This window comes from Dethiobacter alkaliphilus AHT 1 (assembly GCF_000174415.1).
GTDB classification, from domain to species: domain Bacteria; phylum Bacillota; class Dethiobacteria; order Dethiobacterales; family Dethiobacteraceae; genus Dethiobacter; species Dethiobacter alkaliphilus.
In genome coordinates, this window is the sequence record NZ_ACJM01000002.1 from 188,003 (window position 1) to 206,290 (window position 18,288).

13 protein-coding genes and 1 riboswitch are annotated in these 18,288 nt (G+C 52.1%); of the genes, 1 reads left to right on the forward strand and 12 read right to left on the reverse strand.

Annotation, left to right across the window (positions count from 1 at the left end; genetic code table 11):
• Positions 1-28: 28 nt before the first annotated feature.
• From DEALDRAFT_RS03065 to glgP, 5 genes are all read right to left on the reverse strand, one after another.
• On the reverse strand, positions 29-1,279 hold the full coding sequence (locus DEALDRAFT_RS03065) for an NAD(P)/FAD-dependent oxidoreductase (protein ID WP_008514771.1): 1,251 nt from the start codon (positions 1,277-1,279) through the stop codon (positions 29-31).
• Positions 1,279-1,728, reverse strand: coding sequence for a 4Fe-4S dicluster domain-containing protein (locus DEALDRAFT_RS03070; protein WP_008514773.1), 450 nt, complete (start codon positions 1,726-1,728; stop codon positions 1,279-1,281). The genes DEALDRAFT_RS03065 and DEALDRAFT_RS03070 overlap by 1 nt, the downstream gene beginning before the upstream one ends.
• A 12-nt stretch (positions 1,729-1,740) precedes the next feature.
• Positions 1,741-3,240, reverse strand: a complete 1,500-nt coding sequence (locus tag DEALDRAFT_RS03075) for a glutamate synthase-related protein (protein WP_008514775.1) — start codon at positions 3,238-3,240, stop codon at positions 1,741-1,743.
• 30 nt (positions 3,241-3,270) lie between these two features.
• The gene (locus DEALDRAFT_RS03080) at positions 3,271-4,422 is read right to left on the reverse strand and encodes a class II glutamine amidotransferase (RefSeq protein ID WP_008514778.1); all 1,152 of its coding nucleotides are present in this window, start codon (positions 4,420-4,422) and stop codon (positions 3,271-3,273) included.
• 188 nt (positions 4,423-4,610) lie between these two features.
• Positions 4,611-6,308 (reverse strand): alpha-glucan family phosphorylase, encoded by a 1,698-nt coding sequence (glgP, locus tag DEALDRAFT_RS03085; RefSeq protein WP_083798603.1) that lies wholly within the window; start codon positions 6,306-6,308, stop codon positions 4,611-4,613.
• A gap of 146 nt (positions 6,309-6,454) precedes the next feature.
• Here glgP and DEALDRAFT_RS03090 point away from each other — a divergent pair, with 146 nt between their 5' ends.
• Positions 6,455-6,931, forward strand: a complete 477-nt coding sequence (locus tag DEALDRAFT_RS03090) for a DUF456 domain-containing protein (RefSeq protein ID WP_008514782.1) — start codon at positions 6,455-6,457, stop codon at positions 6,929-6,931.
• A gap of 209 nt (positions 6,932-7,140) precedes the next feature.
• Here the strand turns inward: DEALDRAFT_RS03090 and DEALDRAFT_RS03095 are convergent, their stop codons facing one another.
• The 7 genes from DEALDRAFT_RS03095 to addB all read right to left on the reverse strand — a co-directional run bounded on the left by DEALDRAFT_RS03095 (position 7,141) and on the right by addB (position 18,278).
• Positions 7,141-7,674 carry an O-acetyl-ADP-ribose deacetylase gene (locus DEALDRAFT_RS03095; protein ID WP_008514784.1) on the reverse strand — a complete coding sequence of 178 codons (534 nt, stop codon included), beginning with the start codon at positions 7,672-7,674 and terminating at the stop codon, positions 7,141-7,143.
• Between the two features lie 15 nt (positions 7,675-7,689).
• A complete protein-coding gene (locus tag DEALDRAFT_RS03100) occupies positions 7,690-8,358 on the reverse strand; it encodes a rhomboid family intramembrane serine protease (protein WP_008514786.1) in 669 nt (222 codons plus the stop codon).
• 15 nt (positions 8,359-8,373) lie between these two features.
• A complete protein-coding gene (locus tag DEALDRAFT_RS03105) occupies positions 8,374-8,637 on the reverse strand; it encodes a DUF1294 domain-containing protein (protein WP_008514787.1) in 264 nt (87 codons plus the stop codon).
• Between the two features lie 235 nt (positions 8,638-8,872).
• Positions 8,873-9,931, reverse strand: coding sequence for a nicotinate-nucleotide--dimethylbenzimidazole phosphoribosyltransferase (cobT, locus tag DEALDRAFT_RS03110; protein ID WP_008514789.1), 1,059 nt, complete (start codon positions 9,929-9,931; stop codon positions 8,873-8,875).
• A 77-nt stretch (positions 9,932-10,008) separates the two neighbouring features.
• Positions 10,009-10,186: riboswitch (cobalamin riboswitch) on the reverse strand.
• A 406-nt stretch (positions 10,187-10,592) separates the two neighbouring features.
• Positions 10,593-11,048 (reverse strand): universal stress protein, encoded by a 456-nt coding sequence (locus DEALDRAFT_RS15795; protein WP_008514791.1) that lies wholly within the window; start codon positions 11,046-11,048, stop codon positions 10,593-10,595.
• Positions 11,049-11,167: 119 nt separating this feature from the next.
• A complete protein-coding gene (addA, locus tag DEALDRAFT_RS03120; RefSeq protein WP_008514793.1) occupies positions 11,168-14,857 on the reverse strand; it encodes a helicase-exonuclease AddAB subunit AddA in 3,690 nt (1,229 codons plus the stop codon).
• Positions 14,835-18,278, reverse strand: coding sequence for a helicase-exonuclease AddAB subunit AddB (gene addB / locus DEALDRAFT_RS03125; RefSeq protein ID WP_008514795.1), 3,444 nt, complete (start codon positions 18,276-18,278; stop codon positions 14,835-14,837). Before addB ends, addA begins: the two co-directional genes overlap by 23 nt.
• Positions 18,279-18,288: the final 10 nt, after the last annotated feature.

Below are 18,288 nucleotides of genomic sequence, written 5' to 3' on the forward strand. Positions count from 1 at the left end.
AACCCCTCCTTTTTATCAATGCTTAAAATTACCCGGCAACGGCTACCTTTTTCCTGCGTATTTCTTCCGGCAGGTGGGCGTGATTAAATGTCCCGGCCAGCAGGCTTTCTTTAAACGATGTCACATCAATTTTTTCACGGATAAGCCAGGTCAGAATACCGGCCCTGTCGATCTGCTCCATTAATACATAACCGGTAAGTCTGTTTTCCCGAAAAATAAGCTTGCGATAAATTTTACCGCCTTCCGCATCCTGGGTCAGAGAAACCTCTTCTCCCTCATTTGCCTCAATTTGCCCTGCACTGATTACCGGTAAACCGAAAAAACTTACTGCATTCATACCCATACCCGTATAAACGGCGTTCTCGCCTGCCATGTTCCGTCCCGCCACTTCCCCCTGACCATAAGCCACGGGCAACAGTGGAATCACCCGCCGCTGCTCACTGAGCAAATCATAGCCCTGGGCCACATCACCTGCGGCATAAATGTGGTCAGCGGAGGTTCGCATCCCCTGATCAACCAGAATACCGTAATCTGTTTCCAATTTGTCGCGGACAATTTCAGTATTAGGCTGTATACCGATGGAGCTAATCACCAGATCACAGGGTAGAACCCGGCCGTCTCTCAACTGAACCGCTTCTGCCGCGCTTTTCCCTAAAACAGCCTCGGGTTCGCTGCCGCAAACTAAATGAAGACCGCAATGCTTTAGGTGAGCGGTAAGCTGTTCAGCTGCCTTTGTGTCCAGGAAATTCCGCAAAATACGGCTGCGCACAACAAGCGTCGTCTTTACTCCCAGCGAAACCAACGCTTCAGCTGCTTTTAAGGCCGTAAGCCCGGCGCCCAGAACAACGGCGGACATTTCGGGCCGGATATAGTGCTGCAGTTTCCGGGAGTCATCCAGAGTATAAAAGGAGAAGACGTTCTTTTTGGTAATGCCTTCAATATCTAAGCCGGACGGCCGGCTGCCGGTGGCTATCAGGAGCCTGTCATAGGCAATACACTTTCCTCCGGAGAGACGGACTGTTTTACCTTCCACATCGATGGATTCCGCCGTTTTCCCAAGTAAGGTAGTAACCTTATTTTCCTGATAAAAACCGGGCGGACGATAGGCCATTCCGGCGGAATCAACCTTTCCCGACAAATAATAGGAAATCAGGGGACGGGAATAGGTGTGATGAGGTTCTGAAGAAATAACGGTAATGGAACTGTCCTGGTCACTTCTGCGTATACCCTCCACCGCACCAACGGCTGCGGTGGAGTTACCGATTATAACATGCTTCATTATGCTCCCTCCTCCTGATCATCACATACCAGAGCCTCGTTGGGACATTGTTGGACGCATACCGGCTTATCCCCGCATAAATCACACTTGGCAGCCACACTAATCTTTTTTCCCTCACGGGTGATGACCCCATAAGGACAAGCGGCAATGCACGTCCAGCAACCTACACAACGTTCTGAATCATTTGTTACCAGGCCGCTTTGCAAATCTTTGGTCATGGAGCCGCTGATACAGGCCTTTACGCAGTTTGCTTCCTCACAATGCCGGCATGGCAGAGCAAAGCAGGTATGACCGCTTTGTTCAATCATAATGCGCGGTGAAGGACGATTCTTATCACGCTTGAATGTTCTCACCAAATCATAACGGTAAGCACTGTGTGCTGCAATACAATGGATCTCACACAGGCGGCAGCCCATACAGTGTTCCTCTTTAATACGAATCCGTTTCATAGGCTATCCCTCCTATTCCCCTGCAGCTTTGATGCCCAGGATCTGCAGTTCCCTGTCGGTCATTCCCACACCGCGCAGCATTAAACGGTTACCGCGCAGGCTTTCCAGAGCGTTAATTCCCATACCGCCTAGAAGCTCTTTAATTTCGTGTTTCCAGGCCCTTAGCAAATTGGCTGCCCGGCGGGCACCGATTTCCGGATTGAGACGTTTAACCAGCTCTGGGTTCTGGGTGGCGATTCCCCAGTTACACTTTCCGGTGTAGCATTGCTGACAGACATGGCACCCCAGGGCTATGAGCGCGGAAGTACCAATATAGGCAGCATCTGCTCCCAGGGCAATGGCTTTAACCACATCGGCACTGTGACGAATGCCACCACCCACAACCAGGGAAACTTCCTGGCGGATACCCTCCTGGCGCAGCCGGGTGTCCACTGCTGCCAGCGCCAGCTCAATGGGGATGCCTACATGGTCCCGGGTGCGCAACGGAGTAGCACCGGTTCCGCCCCGATAACCGTCGATGGCAATGATGTCGGCACCGGCCCTTGCAATACCGGAAGCAATGGCTGCCACGTTATGAACCGCAGCAATTTTCACACTGACCGGTTTGGTATATTCGGTGGCCTCCTTCAGGGAAAAAATAAGCTGAGTCAGATCTTCAATGGAATAGATATCATGGTGGGGAGCCGGAGAAATGGCATCGCTGCCTATTGGAATCATACGCGTTTCCGAGACTCCGCTGCCCACTTTTTCACCGGGCAGGTGGCCGCCGATACCGGGCTTAGCGCCCTGGCCGATTTTAATCTCAATGGCCGCACCGGCCTGCAGGTAATCAATATCAACACCGAAGCGGCCGGAAGCCACCTGGGTAATGGTGTTTTTACCGTAACAATAAAGATCTTTGTGTAATCCGCCTTCACCGGTGTTATAAAAGGTGCTTTCACTTTCCGCGGCAGCCGCCAGCGATTTTATGGCATTAAGGGAAATTGAGCCAAAAGACATGGCGGAAAACATAATTGGCAGCTCCAGTTCCAGCTGCGGCGGCAAATCCGCCGGGTTACCCGACGAATCCAACTCCAGGTATGCAGGTTTGCGTCCCAGAAATGTTCTTAGTTCCATGGGCTCACGCAACGGATCGATGGATGGATTTGTTACCTGGGATGCATTCAGCATCATGCGGTCAAAATAGTCCGGTAAACCTCTGTCACACCCCATACCGGTCAGCAAAATTCCACCACCCTCGGCCTGTGCCTGAATACCTCTGATGTCTCCGGCAGTCCAGGAGGCGTTACCGCTGAACTCCTGCGGTGCTTTCTGAATAGCCAATGCATTGGTGGGACAAAGGGATACACAGCGCTGGCAGTTGGAGCAATCGGTGGAGTCACAAAGAACCTCCTTGGTCTCTTCGTCCACATAATGCACTTCATTTGCACATTGGCGGGCACAAACACCGCAATCAATGCATTGCTCCCTGTCCCGCTGTATTTTGTATTTAGCTCTTTTATTTATAGTCATAACTTAGCTCCTCCCCTCAAATAGTTCGCTTCAGGCGCGCGCCACCCGCTGTTGTGCAGATAAGGCCAACGGACTGTCATCGTCCTGTTGCTGTGCTACGCTTTCGTCCAAGAGGCCAATGACCGGCTCGCCGCCCCGGGGCATCCAGACCCGGTCCGGTTGTGGGCAGATCTCTCTGATGGCCGACTCTTCACTGGCCACATACAGAAAGTCTCCGTGTTCCGCCGCTGTCAGCGGCCGCAGTTTAATGCGGTCGTTTAAAGCCATAATCCCCCCGGCAGAACCCAGTACCACACTGAAAGGGCCGTTAATCAGCAGACTGGAATATACAATGCGCGCCGCCCGATGTAGTTTCTGTTTCTGTGGCGGCATTCTGTCAATCTCGCTCCAAAACGGTGCTGCCACGGTGGCTACCGCCACATCCAGAGGCAAACCGTGTTTGCGAATCAGCAAATCAAAGATGTAGGTTATGGCTTCGGTGTCTGTCTGGAGGGAGCATTTATAGCCAAACATCTCCAGATAACGGCGGTTGGCATCATAAGACGATATTTCTCCATTATGAACCACAGACCAGTCCAATAGTGTAAAGGGATGGGCCCCGCCCCACCAGCCCGGAGTATTGGTGGGAAAACGGCCGTGGGCTGTCCAGATATATCCTTCATATTCCTCCAGGCGGTAAAACTCTCCGATATCTTCCGGATATCCCACACCTTTAAAGGCCCCCATATTTTTACCGCTGGAAAACACATACGCCCCGCTCATGGCACTGTTAAGGGCCATTACCCGCTCCACCACATACTCATTGGCACTAAGCTCGCTTTCATAGAGCGGTTCCAGTTTGGGTTTAACAAAATAGCGCCATATTAACGGAGGATTGCTAATGCCTTTGGTTTTACGGGTAGAAATGGGACCACCCATTTCCATGGTAAAATACCTGGCAAGTACTTCTTCAGTTTCTTTACGAATGGCATGATCCTCATAAAACAAATGAAAAGCATAGTAATCACGGAATTCGGGATAAATGCCGTAAGCGGCAAAACCACCCCCCAGTCCGTTGGAACGGTCGTGCATCAGCGCGATGGAACGAATTATTTTTTCCCCGGAAACGGTTTTTCCCTTGCGGTTAATAAAACCTGTAATGGCGCACCCGGATGGAATCCGGATTTCTCCTTCCCTCAACATGGCAATCCCTCCTTAAGATATAAAAAGCTCCCGCAGGCATGTGAAGTTCACATTACCTTTGGGAGCGTCATCGCCCATATGCGGCACGTCATTGTGCCATTTCCATATTGTGAAATATGTTTTCATTTTTATATCTTTATCTTAGCACGCTGTCTAATTAAAATCAACAGTTTTTTTTGTAAATTATTCTATTGCTGATACGGGCGCGGTTCCTGCTGCATTCTGCTGGGAATCATCCATGGTGCGGTAACGGCAGCCCGGTTTTCCATCACCCTGCGGTACATCAGTTCGTAATATTCCCTGATCATACGGGTGGAGGAAAACTTGTAATGGGACATGTCGATACTGGCCCGCATCATATCCATCCACCGGCTACGGTCATCATAAAAGGTGGGAATCACTTCATTGGTCAGCACTTTATACAACGCCTGCAAGTCATTCATATTTTGCTGCTGCGGGTCCACATGCTGATGATGCACATCCAATAACCAACCGGAAACACCATGCTGCGGACCTTCTCCCACCCAGCCGTCCACCACACTGAGATTGAGCACTCCGTTCATTGCCGCTTTCATTCCGGAAGTTCCCGAAGCTTCCAGCGGTCGTACCGGGTTATTTAACCAGACGTCACAACCACGGATCAAGAGCCGGGCAATTTCCATATTATAGTTTTCCAGAAACACCACTGCATCTTTATACTTCTGATCCATTTTGACCAAATCGCGGATAATTCTTTTACCCTCTTCATCATTGGGATGGGCCTTGCCGGAAAATACCAGTTGAATTTTTCCTTGCTGCAATAGCGGATCAATCATTTCCGAATCACGGAAAATAAGGTCGGAGCGTTTATAACCTGCGGCCCGGCGGGCAAAGCCCACCAAAAGGGCTTCCGGATTCAGATTGGCATCGGTATGCTGCCGGGCAAATTCAATCAATTCCATCTTTGCTTTCATGTGGGGTTTCCAGATATCCTGCCCCGCCTCAAAAGCACGGTTTATTTCCGGTGACTGCCAGGTGGGCAGATGCACACCGTTGGTGATGGAAATGATGGGCCCGGTATCCGCCACATGGCGCCACATGGAGCGTGCTGTATGGCCGTGCAGGTTTGATACCGCATTGGCCACGGTGCAAAGCCGCAGAGCTGCTTCGGTCATATTGAAAGGGTCGCCGCCCAACGTGGCCATCTGGTCATAATTGAGCCCGTTGTAAGCACCCATTTGCTGCAGTTCGCCATGACTATGCTTTTCATTGCCTGCTTCCACAGGAGTGTGTGTGGTAAATACCACCTGACGACGCGTGGTTTCCCAGGCATCCTCAAAAGATTTACCCTGCTCCATTTTTTCCCTGATTAACTCACAACCTGCCAGTACCGCATGACCTTCGTTGAAATGATAGACATCCACGTCAATATTTAAGGCACGCAGCAGTCGCACGCCGCCAATGCCCAGCAAAATTTCCTGGGCAATCCGTTCATGGGTGCCGCCACCGTACAATTTGTTGGTAATCCAACCATGTTCGCTGCCGGGGAAATTGGTATCCAGCAAATATAGCGGCACATTGCCGTACTGATCAACCAAGCGCACCTTACAGGTTACGTCCCGGCCTTCCACCTGTACCGTAATGGTAATACCCGTATCTTTAACAAAGTCGTAATCATAGTTGGGGTAAATGTCGTATGGCCAGCCGTCCTCACCCACAAACTGCTCGGTGTAGTCATGGCGCCAAAGCATACCAATACCAACCATGGGTAAATTCAGGTCATGAGCCGCCTTGAGATAATCTCCGGCCAGCACACCCAAACCTCCCGCATAAATTGGGAGCCCTGAATTCAATCCATATTCCATACAAAAGTAAGCAACTCGGGGAAATCCAATGTTTTGCTGCATAATATCCCGGTTAAACCGGTCATCACCGCCCTTTTTTCGAACTTGTCTTTATTGTGTAAAATGAACGGGCAGAATATACGGGCAGCAGGAACAGAATAATTTTTTAAGAATAACATAAAGAAAGAAACTTAACAGGAGGCGGTATGATGGCCGCAGCAGCACTGGTTTTGGCGGTAATTCTTTTTGCTGCCGGTTTGATTGGAGTTGTACTGCCGGGCTTGCCCGGCGCATTGTTGGTTTATGGAGGAATGCTTTTATACGGAGTACTTACGTCCTTTGCCTCCCTGGATGCCAATTTTTTTCTGCTGCAGGGCATGGCCGTCCTGTTAGTCTTTTCCGTTGACTTTCTCAGCACCGCCGTCGGTTCACGCCGCTTCGGCGGCAGCCGCTATGCCGTATGGGGCGCCGTTTTCGGCGCATTGGCCGGGCTGTTACTCTTTGGCCCCTTTGGCATTATCCTCGGGCCGTTTATGGGCGCAGTACTTGCCGAGACAATTGCCGGCAAACAGCTGCAGCAGGCAATCCGTGCCGGTTTCGGCACCCTGGTAGGCCTGTTGGGCGGAACCGTCCTCAAGCTGGCCATCCTCATCATCATGATCATCACCTTCTTCCGCGCCATCTAAATGGGACAGTGGGACAGGTCAACTGTCCCACTTTTCTCCTATTTTTTTTGGACAGAGGGACAGGTTTATCTGTCCACGTTTTTGGGGGTGTGGCACGATTTTGAGACAAAGGGGACAGGTTAATTTGTCTCATGACAGGAGTGACTCTCTGCCAGGGCAGGCAGAATTAAAAAAGACTCAGGAGCAACCTGAGTCTTTTTTGGTCTTCTTTATACCGGTAAGTTTTTCAGTGCAGCCTGGTAAGCTGCATAATCGTTATCTCCAAAGAGCACAAACCGTACTTTCTGTATTTCCGGGTGTTCCCGCAGGTAGTCACGGACTGCCTGTAAGGAAACTTTGGCCGCTTCGTCAATGGGGTATCCGAACACACCGGTGGAGATAGCGGGAAAAGAAACGGACTGCGCATCATGACCGGAGGCCAGTTTGAGAGACTCCATATAGCAGGATCGCAGCAGTTTGGCATCCTCCGGGCTGCCGGAATAAACAGGCCCCACGGTGTGAATCACATAGCGGGCACGCAGATTATACCCCCAGGTGATTTTTGCCTCCCCGGTTTCACAGCCACCCAGCTTTTTAGTATCCTCCCAAAGCTGTTCTCCGGCAGCTTTATGGATTGCCCCTGATACACCGGCTCCGGGACTTAATTCTTTATTAGCCGCATTTACAATGGCAGCTGTTTCTTCCTGGGTGATGTCCCCCTGTGCCAGCTCAATTACCGATTTGTTGACTTCCTTTTTTTCCATGCCCCACTCTCCTCTCTATTCACACTTAATCTTTTTGCCAAACAGATTAATTAAAACCATACCTGCCACAAAGCCCCCGATATGCGCCCACCAGGCGATGGATACATCCACGCCGATGCTGGCAATACCCTGCAACAGCTGCAGGAAAAACCAGAATCCCAAAAACAGCACCGCCGGCAGCTCTACCGGAGTAAGGATGATAAAGATAGGGACAAGCGCCAAAACCCGTGCCTTGGGACAGCTTACCAGATAGGCACCCAATACCCCGGCCACCGAACCACTGGCACCGATAATTGGTACCTGGCTTGCCGGATCCAGGGCCACCTGAGCCAGTCCGGCCAGAATACCCATTAACAGGTAAAAGACCAGATACTTGACATGACCGACCCGGTCCTCGATATTATCGCCAAACACCCACAGATAGAGCATATTACTGATAATGTGGAGCCAACCTCCGTGCATAAACTGATAGGAAAACAGCGGCCCCGCCGCTGCGGCCAAATCGCCCTGATTTATGGTCTCCATCAAACGCTCCGGAATCAGACCGTGGGCAAAAACAAAAGGTACCAGCTCACTTTCCGGCATGGACAACTGCCAGAAAAACACACCGATATTTATCACAATCAAAACAATATTTACGTATGGGAACCGTCTTGTCTCCGGTGAATCCCTTAAAGGAATCATAAAGAGCCTCCTATTCTAACGAAGCGAAAAAAACAGCAACAAAGCCACCTGCAGCGCTATAATAAACGGTATGCCGTACATAAACCGAGGGTGCCTGGTTTTGTGGCGAAACAACTTCATGCCAAACCAGACCCCGGCACTACCCCCGGCTATGGCAAGTAACAGTAATAGTTTTTCTGGAATCCGCCATAATTTATTCCGGGAAGCATGCTTATCAAAGCCCATCAGTACCAAGGTCACCACGTTTAATATAATAATAAAGATTTCTATTGATTCCAAAATCTGCTACCGCCTTTCCTGCTTAATTCTTTCGCGATTTCCTGTTTATATCCTGCCCATTCTGCGGCTCTTAAGATTTCTGCAAGAAAAGTACGCCTATTCGATTTCCTAAGCGCGTGCTTTTCAGTGCCGGTTTCCGCTGCAGCTTTGCTAACTGCAAAGCATGATAATCTATTTCCGGTGCAAGAAAAAAGCATGATAGCGACAAGTCTATCATGCTTTAACAGTTAGTTGTTTATTCCTCTCCTTTGGAAACACCGGCATCGGCAAAGCTGGCCATTTCGTGGACAATTTTTATGGCTGCCTCCACCATAGGTATGGCAAGAGCTGTGCCTGTGCCTTCTCCCAGGCGCATATTCATCTGCAAAAAAGGTTTCAGGCCTAATAGCTGCAGCGCAGCGGCATGCCCCGGCTCCTCCGACAAATGAGAGGCCAGCATATAATCAGTGACATCAGGATTAAGTTTTGCCGCAATCAGCGCCGCTGCACTGGAGATAAATCCATCCACCAGCACCGGTACGCGGTTGGCAGCAGCAGCCAGCATAACCCCGGCCATTCCGGCTATTTCCAATCCACCCAGTTTGGCCAGCACATCAATGGCATCATCGGGTTCCGGACGGTTAACTTCCAGCGCTGTTTCAATAACCCTGATTTTATGGCGAAGCCGCTCGTCGTCAACCCCTGTACCGCGGCCACATGCGGCCTTAACATTACCGCCGCAATAAAAGGCTGTGATGGCGGTACTTGCGGTGGTATTGCCAATTCCCATTTCTCCCGTACCAAACAGGCCTGTACCGCCGGTAATAGCGCCTTCAGCCACTGTAATACCAGCCTCAATGGCAGCAATAGCCTGCTGGCGGGTCATGGCGGGACCCTTGGCCATATTGGCGGTACCGTAGGCTACCTTCATTTTCCGCAGCACGGGATGATCGGGCAAGTCAGCGGCTACCCCCACATCCACCACTACTAGCTCGGCGCCGGCATGACGGGCCAGTACATTCATGGCCGCACCGCCGGAGAGAAAATTTAAGACCATCTGGGGAGTAACTTCCTGAGGGAACGCCGATACACCTTCGGCAACCACACCGTGGTCACCGGCCATGAGAACACAGGTTTTTTTGGGCAGCACAGGCTTAACTTCGCCGGTGATGCCGGCAATTTTTGCGGCAATGTGTTCCAAAACGCCCAAGCTTCCTGGCGGCTTTGTCAGGTTGTCGATGTGCTCCTGACACTGCTTTTGCACCTCTGAATCAAAGGGTGCAATCCTCTCCAAAGTTTGTTGTAGTTTTTCCATGCTATGTCCTCCTTTTTCTTTACAAATAAAAAAGTCCTCAAGCAAAAAAACATGCTCGAGGACTTTACCATCATCCTGTTCATTAAGCGCATGTGGCAGGTCTCCTGACTTCCGGCTCTCTGTCCCCGCCTCCTTCCCATCCTGTTGGGACAGTGGATTTGGCGGTTTCTCCCCGGTTACAGTGGCGGGTCCGTTCGGGATTCTCACCCGATTCCCTATTCTCCGCAAATGCGGCACCCCATGGCTACTATTGGATTTTCACCCATTATAAGACGATTCTGTCTATTTGTCAATTCATTAATAATGCTCTTCATAGAGTAGGACTATAATCAAAGTAAGCCTTATTGAAATAATCTCTGCTGAAGCTGTTGATTTACAAATAATGGTATGCTATACTTTAATTGAAGCAAGACAAGAATAAAGAATCGGGACTGGAGGTGGTGGCATGACAAATAAATCTAACCAATGTTGCAATAGATGCACTACAATTGCAGCAATGAACCTTGCTTCCGGTCGGACCACCGCCCAAAGCCGGCGGGCTTAACGCAAAATCTCGGGGCGAGACAGGTTGTCCGGAGACCGCAGCAAAAATAATAATACAAACTAAAAAAATAAGCCGAACCGGTCTGCCAGCAGACCGGTTCGTTGCATTCAAAGATAATTATTTCTTGTCATCACTTTGCACTATTAAAACATGGCAGGGAGCTTTATGAAGGACTTTATGGCTGATGCCGGAACCGGTGAGGAACTCTTCGGCTTCGGAAATATTGGAGTTACCAATGACAATCAGGTCTGCCTCCACTTCTTTGGCCAACTTAATGATTTTTTTCGCCGGCTTTCCATATTCCAAAATAGTGTGTACTTCCACTTCATCGATATTAATTTCCATGGCTTCAATGGTCTTGTTAAACACTTCTTTGGCGTTTTCCTTCATTTGGCTGCCATAATGAATGTTGGCGTTTTCCAGCATGGAGGTTACAAAAGTAGGCAGTTCATGGAATACGTGCAGCACATAAACTGCACAACCGGGATGCTTGCAGGCCAGGTTGCCGGCCACTTTTGCGGTGCGCAGGGAACGCTCTGAGCCATCGGTAGCCACAACGATTTTATTGAACATGTTCCTCACCTCATCTGTATAAATTTTGGTTAACCTTTTAAATTCGCCTAATTACGCTTAAATCCTCTCACCTGTAAAAGACCAAAAAGAACTTAATATATCCGTAAGAAATCTAGTAGCTAAAAAACACGCACAGACTCCCCGGCCGCAAAAGCATACAGATAGGCCCCGCAAACAGGGACGGACAGAATTGTTTCCACAGCCCTGGCATAGTAGCGCAGCTGCTCCTCGTAGCGCTTTGCCAGTTCATTAAGGCCTCCGCCGGGAAGGCGGTCCGTTTTATAATCAATCACCACAAAACCCTGGGGTGTACGGACCAACAAATCAATTATTCCCTGTATAATCAGCGATTCGTCCCCGTTGCCTGTGGCAATCTCCGCTGCCGGCAATGACAGGGTGAAGGGCCATTCCCGGTATACCTCACTGCGGTACTTCTGCACCACCCGCCCTGCTTCGCTGGTGAAGAACGCTGCAATCAGGCCCGGATCCAGATAATCAGTTGCTTCCTCCGCCAACACTCCGGCCTTTTGCAGGTAATGGATTTGGCCCTCAATCCCCCTTTCATCCAGAGACAGGGACAGGTCCAGATGCTGCAGCACCTGATGATACAGGATGCCCCGTTCTGCCGGACTAAGTCCGGCTTTTTGCTGTATAAAGGCAGGGCGGGACCAACTGGTGGGAGTAAATGCCTTTTTCTCACCTTCCTCCTCCTCCAGTTCACTAAATCTTCGCTTTAGTTCACTGACGGAAAGTTTGGCCGGCAAATCCAAACGGGCATAGGGATACTTATAAGCCAGACGGGTGCGGATTTCCTCCCGCAAATCATCTGCCGTGTCCACCTTTACGCGCCGCAGGGATAAAATAGCATCCCGTTTAGTATATTCTTCTTCCCCTTCCCGTTTAACTGCAATTTCGCTTAAACTTTCCCTGTCCCAGACAGTCAGGCGGAACCGTGATTCTTCACCGGCCTGCCAGGTATAAGTTTCTGTCCTGCCCTCCACATCGCCGTGGCGGATCAGCGCCCTTCCCAGCCAGTCCAAATAAGTCCGCGCCCGGGTAAGTTCGGACGCAGGTAATTGTTCACCGCAGTGTGCCAATAGTTGGCGCCAGGACTCCAGATGCTTGTCCAGTCCCCGGGCTGAGCCAACCAAAATCAGCTGTTCCCGCGCCCGGGTCAGTGCCACATAGAGAACACGCATTTCTTCAGCCCTGGTTTCTGCTTCACCCATTATTTTTAGGGCCAGATATGGCAATGAGGGGTAACGGAGCTTCTTTTCCGGCTCCACAATTAACGGGCCCAACCCCAGCCGGCGATGTACCAGCATTTCGGAGCGCTGATCCTGGAAGTTGAAGGTTTTGCCCAAATCACCGAGAATCACCACCGGAAATTCCAGGCCTTTTGATTTATGAATACTCATAATGCGGACCACGTTTTCCTTTTCCCCCAGCGCCCGGGCAGTACCCAGGTCTTCACCGGAGCGGCGCAGCTGCTCGATAAAGGAGAGAAAACGGAACAAACCCTGCCGGGCAAAACGGTCAAACTGCCTGGCCCTGGAAAAAAGGGCGCGGAGATTGGCCTGCCTTTGAGCTCCGTCCGGCAATCCCGCCACATAGTCACTGTAGCCGCTTTCCCGATAAACAGCAGTAATAAATGTGGCCAGCGTTTCCCGCCGTGCCAAAGTGCGCCACCGCTCCAGGGTGGTCAGAAAATCGGTGAGTTTTTCCGACAGGCCCGGAAATTGCTGCTGGGATGCGGCCAGCACCGCGTCAAAGAAATCATCGTTTCTCTCCCCGGCCTGCCGCACCGCAGCCAAATCTTCCACGGTGAGCCCCACTAAAGGAGAGCGCAGTACAGCAGCCAGTGGTATATCCTGCCGCGGGTTGTCCACCACCTGCAAAAGCGATAGCATGGTTTCCACTTCAGTGGCGGCAAAATACCCGCTGGATAAGTCGGCATAGGCAGGAATTCCATGACGGGCCAAAATCTCCACCAGGCGGTTGGCGCTGTTGGATGTAGCACGCAGCAAAATTACAATGTCCCGGTAAGTGACCGGGCGATATGCTTTTTCCTCCTTGTCAAAAACATACCTTGCTCCGTCCGGGCCATTAAGAAGCACCAGAATCTGCCCGGCTATTACCGTAGCTTCCCGCTCCAACGCATCCAGATCTTCTCCTTCATCGTCACCCTGCCGGTCATGGTCCCCGTCTTGTTCTCTTTCCAACAGATGCACATCCACCAGGCCGGAAATTTTGCACTCCTGGGAGGGCTCTGGATAATGTGCCCCGCATACCAATTCCGCCTCCCGGTCATATTCCAATTCTGCCGCCTGTGTGGTCATTAACTGGCGAAACAGATAGTTTACCGCTGTGACAACACCGTGCCGACAGCGGAAGTTTTTGCTAAGCAGCAGCTTACGCTCCTTTTTTCCTTTTTCTGCAGGGTAGCGCCTGTACCGCTCCAGAAAAAGACCCGGGTCCCCCAGCCGAAACCGGTAAATGCTCTGCTTTACATCTCCCACCATAAACAGGTTGGGGGTAGTTTCTCCCTGACGGGATACCAGAGTAAGGATGGCGTCCTGTACCGGGTTTATGTCCTGATATTCGTCTACCAACACATGCTCATAGCGGGCACGCACCTCCCGCGCCGCCTCTGAAGGGATAATCTCACCGGGGGGAGCATCTTCCGCCATTAAGATTTGCAGGCAGTGATGTTCCAAATCATTAAAATCCAATAATCCGTACATTTTCTTTGCCTGTCCATATTCCCCGGCAAAGCGGGCCACCAGAGAGGTCAACACTTCAATGAGCGGAGCAAGCTCCCCGATTTCCCTCAGGTAGTCCGCCGCAGAGCGCTCAAAAAAAGTCTTGCCTATTTTACTCAGCGCTTCTTTGGCCTTTTTGCGCAGCGCCTGCACCTGTTCCTTTAATTCTTCATCGCAGTCTTTTACCGCCGGCAGCCGCTTGAAATCCAAGCCTTGCCACGCCTCACGCAGCGCATCCCAGGAACCGGCCACCAGACTTTCCAGGTTTTCTACCTGCTCCAAATCTTCAAGGAGGCGATTCTCATAGGCCAGCGGACCACCGGGGCGGTTGCACAGCTTGCCTGCCCGCTGAAGCGAGGACTTGGCATGAGCCAGGCTAAGGCCAAGATGCTCCTTTAGCGGCGGCAGCCATTTTTCCAGGCCTTCTTCGGTCTCCACGCCCTCCGGCACATTAAAAGCTGTCGCAGCCTCCGCCAACCACTGCCGCGGCCAGGGGTTACTCCATGTGTAGCGATACAGCCGCAGTATCAAACGGCCCAGCCCTTCATCTGCGGTTTTTCCGCCATAGCGGTGCGCCAGTTCATGAAAAGCAGCATCACCAGATTGAAAAGCGTCTTCCAGCAGCTGGTCCAAGACCTGCTGCTGCAGCATTTGCGCCTCCCTTTCATCGGCCACCCGGAAGCCGGGGTCCATGTCCAGCAGGTAAAAATAGCGGCGAATTATATCCAGACAGAAGGAATGGAGCGTGGAAATGGAAGCGCCATTGACCAGGGATAGTTGCCGGGCCAAATCCCCGCGGCCCGAGTGGGCAATTTTTTCTTCCATGGCGGCGCTAATACGTTCACGCATTTCTGCTGCAGCGGCTTCGGTAAAAGTCACCACCAAAAGCCGGTCAATATCCAGCGGGTTTTCCTCATGGCACAGCAGCCGTATTATCCTCTCCACCAGCACCGCAGTTTTACCGGCGCCGGCGGCAGCGGAAACCAGCAGGTTACACCCGGTGGTTTCAATGGCTTCCAGTTGTTCATCCGTCCAAAGATTGCCCACAGGCTTCACCTCCCTCATAACTGCCGCTCACAAGCTCCAGCACCTGTCTGTGCGACAGGGCGCTAAGGTGTCGGTAACGATTTCCCTCCATAGACACATCAAAGCGGCAGACGGGCATAAACGGACAAAAGGTGCAGGCCCGGCTGCCGTCTGCTTTTTTAAAGGGAGCCGCTTCCACCCTGCCGCTTGTTATTTCACGAGCCAGCTCAACCAATTTTTCTCTGAGATAAGTAAAAAGAGCTTCTGTTTGCTCAGCATCTGCCACGCGGGACAGCTGCGTAAAAGAACCGTCTCTTTTAAGGCCGGCACGTACCATTTCCGGGCCGCCCATTAAATCCAGCACTTTGGGTTCGGCCAGCATCAGGCCGTCAAGTTTGGGCGGTTTTTGCGTCACTGCCTCCGGCGGCGGGTTGTCCAGCCGCTCATAAGGTTTATGGATACCAAAATACAGTGCACCGGCACTCTCCGCCGGCAGAGCACTAAAGGCCCGGGCATTCTCTTTTACCACCGCCAGATAAGCCAGAAGCTGCAGGGAAAGGCCGTGCCAGACATCGGAGAGTTTAAGCTCTATGGGGGTGCTTTTATAATCGATAACCCGCAGCCAGGCTTTTCCTTCCGCTTCAGCCAGATCAATACGGTCAATCTGACCGTATAGCTTCAGTTGAGTTTGGCCGCATCGCAGCTGCCAGGCCGGAGTTTTACCGCTGCCAAAAGACATCTCCACCGCCACCGTCTTAAATTGACTGCGACGGGCATGTTCAGTAAGCGCTGCCACCGCCTGGGCCAGTGTTTCTTTGAGACGCTCGGCCAGATATCTCATCCTGGCAGAAGACAACAGGATTTCGCCCTGCAAGCGGGGAATAAGCTCTTCTACTATGGAATTCATTCGCGCCTGGGCCTCTTCGGTCTCCAACTGTGCCCAGTCCAACCCTTCAGCCTGTAAGCTCTCGGCAAATAATCGCAGCGCATGGTGAAAGAAATTTCCCATCTCCGGCGCCTCCACCCGGAATTCGTGGCGCTCTTGCAGACGCAGCACATAGCGGGCAAAATGGGCAAAGGGACAGCGGGCAAACTGCTCCAGGCGGGAGACACTGCTTTTTAGTTCTGTCCCCAATATCTCCAGTACCGTCTCCGCCGGAAGCGGTGCAATATGGTTTCTTTCAGTAAGGGAGGGCCAAAGCATTCTCATCCGGTTGTACACCTGGGGTATCGACAAAGCTTCATTGTAGGCAGCAGCCCAAAAATCGGACATAGCGCCGCCGGCCGCCACACCACCGGCCTGCAAGAGCAGGGCGGCAGCACTTTTTTCAGCACCGGCCAGCGCATGGAGATCCTCTTTGCTGTCCGGTGTATTGCCAAAGAAGTGCACATCGTTATATGGAAACGTTTCCCGCAGACGATTAAACAAGGCGGAAGGACGTTTGGCTTTTCCCTCTTCATCGGCCAGAGGGCAACTGACCCAAAGATACTCAGAGCTTCTGGTCAGGGCAATATAGGATAAGTATTGTTCATGGAAAAGTTTTTGCCGTTTGGTAACGGCCAGATCCACCCCGTTTTCCTGCAGAGCTTCCCGCTCTTCATCGGCCAACAGCCCTTCTTCTTTCAGGCGAGCTGGAAAATCTCCTTCACTGAGCCCCAGCACGTACGCCGCACGCAACCGGGGCTGGCGGGAGCGTTCCACGCTGCCAACAATTACCTGATCCAGACCCGCCGGCACCAAACCCAAAGTTAGCGCTTCCAGGCCGGCCTGCAGTATCTGACTAAACTCCTGCAGGCTGATTTGGCGCTCACCCAGGGTAGAGACAATCTGTTCCAGCAGTTCAACAACTCCGCTCCACACCTGTCGGTGTTGGGCCGCAGTGGCCGGATTGGCATCCTCCTCAGACCAGTTTTGCAGCTGTAATTCAGCATCCGTACTCTCCAGCAAAGCCCAGATAGCACGGCAAAAATCAGCTGCCGGCCTGGCCGAACCGCCAACCTGCCTGTTAAAGGGAGTAAAAATCCGGCCAAAAACAGTCTTGCCTTCATTTATTTCTTCCAGATGAGCATCTGTCTCTGTGGCAGTGTCCCGGGATTCGTCCAGCGACAGGCGCAGGCGAAAAGACCATGGCTTGCCGTCCAGCCAACGACTGCCGCGGATCCCATGGGCACGGGCGTAATTTTCCAGCTTATCTGCCGTTTCCCTGGAAATGGGCAGCAGATCGGTCTTTAATAACTGTAGCACCGGTTCCAGGGCAAAGTTGGCCTGGGCCGCGTCCAGGGCGGAGCGTAAAAACTCCACCAGTGGATGGTGCGTAGCACTGCGCCGCTCATCCACAAAAAAAGGAATCTGATACTCTTGGAAAATGGCGGCCACCAAGTCGTGGTAGCGGGAGAAATCCCGCAGAATCATTCCGATATCGCGAAAACGCCAGCCCTTCTCCCGCACCAGATGCAAAATATCGCACGCCACCGCCTCCACCTCGGCACGGGTGCCGGCGGCAGTGACCAACCGAATTTCCTCCGCTTCCCGCGGATAGCTCTCCACCGGTAAACGGCCAAAGCCGGCTTCCAAAACTTGCAGCGCTTCACTGTGGGCAAAGCGGGTCTGCTTCTCATCAAGGGGCAGCTGCTCCGGCGGCAGCGCCGGCACACCCGCTTCTCCCACCAAACGGCGCAGCTGCAGATAGGTCTCCAGGGTGGGATGAAACAATTCATCCTCCTGCGGTTGGGCCGGGATATGCCGTGGATCCAGGCATAAAGCCACCTCTACATGTTCCGCCGTTGAAAACAGGGCTGACAGCACCTGAAATTCCTGCGGAGTAAAGCCGGCAAAACCATCAACCCAGACACGGGTTCCGGCGGGCAGGGCCCCTTCCTCCACCGCAGCAGCCAATATAGCCAAAGTATCTTCGGGATCCATAAAGCTACCGGCGGTAAAAGTACGGTAGGCGGCAAAAACGGTGGACAAATCCGATAATTTGCTGCGCAACGCTTCCCCGGTTTCAGGTGATGCGGCCTGATTTTTTAGCATTTCCGGAGAAACAAGGTAATTGTTCAACTCACGTATTTGTACAGCCAATTGCTCACAAAAACGGGGTTGCTGTGCCGCACGGCCAAAAATGGTCAGCTCCGCCTGGCTCTCCTGCAGCAGGCGCCTCAGCACCATTTGCCGGCCCAATTCACTCATTACCGGCGGCAGGCCTCCTTTGGACTGCAGCAGGTGGTAAGCCAGTCGGCGAAAGGACAGCACCTGTGCCCTGAAGGTGCCGCCGCCGCACATCTGGGCCAGTTCCCGTTCCATCTGGAAGGTGGCCTGCTCCGGCACCAGAAAAATAATTGGTGGCCCCATGGGTTCTGTCTTACTGTAATGGGCAATGCTTTGCAGGCAGCGCTGTGTTTTGCCGCTACCGGCGCGCCCCAGAATAAACCGTACCGTCATATTTTCCTCC

What these genes read in the sequence shown, in the direction of transcription:
- DEALDRAFT_RS03095 (WP_008514784.1), bottom strand. Translation starts at nt 7,674, where the DNA reads ATGGAAAAAAAGGAAGTCAACAAATCGGTAATTGAGCTGGCACAGGGG.
- cobT (WP_008514789.1), bottom strand. Translation starts at nt 9,931, where the DNA reads ATGGAAAAACTACAACAAACTTTGGAGAGGATTGCACCCTTTGATTCA.
- DEALDRAFT_RS03070 (WP_008514773.1), bottom strand. Translation starts at nt 1,728, where the DNA reads ATGAAACGGATTCGTATTAAAGAGGAACACTGTATGGGCTGCCGCCTG.
- DEALDRAFT_RS03075 (WP_008514775.1), bottom strand. Translation starts at nt 3,240, where the DNA reads ATGACTATAAATAAAAGAGCTAAATACAAAATACAGCGGGACAGGGAG.
- DEALDRAFT_RS03065 (WP_008514771.1), bottom strand. Translation starts at nt 1,279, where the DNA reads ATGAAGCATGTTATAATCGGTAACTCCACCGCAGCCGTTGGTGCGGTG.
- DEALDRAFT_RS03100 (WP_008514786.1), bottom strand. Translation starts at nt 8,358, where the DNA reads ATGATTCCTTTAAGGGATTCACCGGAGACAAGACGGTTCCCATACGTA.
- DEALDRAFT_RS03090 (WP_008514782.1), top strand. Translation starts at nt 6,455, where the DNA reads ATGGCCGCAGCAGCACTGGTTTTGGCGGTAATTCTTTTTGCTGCCGGT.
- DEALDRAFT_RS03080 (WP_008514778.1), bottom strand. Translation starts at nt 4,422, where the DNA reads ATGTTGAGGGAAGGAGAAATCCGGATTCCATCCGGGTGCGCCATTACA.
- DEALDRAFT_RS15795 (WP_008514791.1), bottom strand. Translation starts at nt 11,048, where the DNA reads ATGTTCAATAAAATCGTTGTGGCTACCGATGGCTCAGAGCGTTCCCTG.
- addB (WP_008514795.1), bottom strand. Translation starts at nt 18,278, where the DNA reads ATGACGGTACGGTTTATTCTGGGGCGCGCCGGTAGCGGCAAAACACAG.
- glgP (WP_083798603.1), bottom strand. Translation starts at nt 6,308, where the DNA reads ATGCAGCAAAACATTGGATTTCCCCGAGTTGCTTACTTTTGTATGGAA.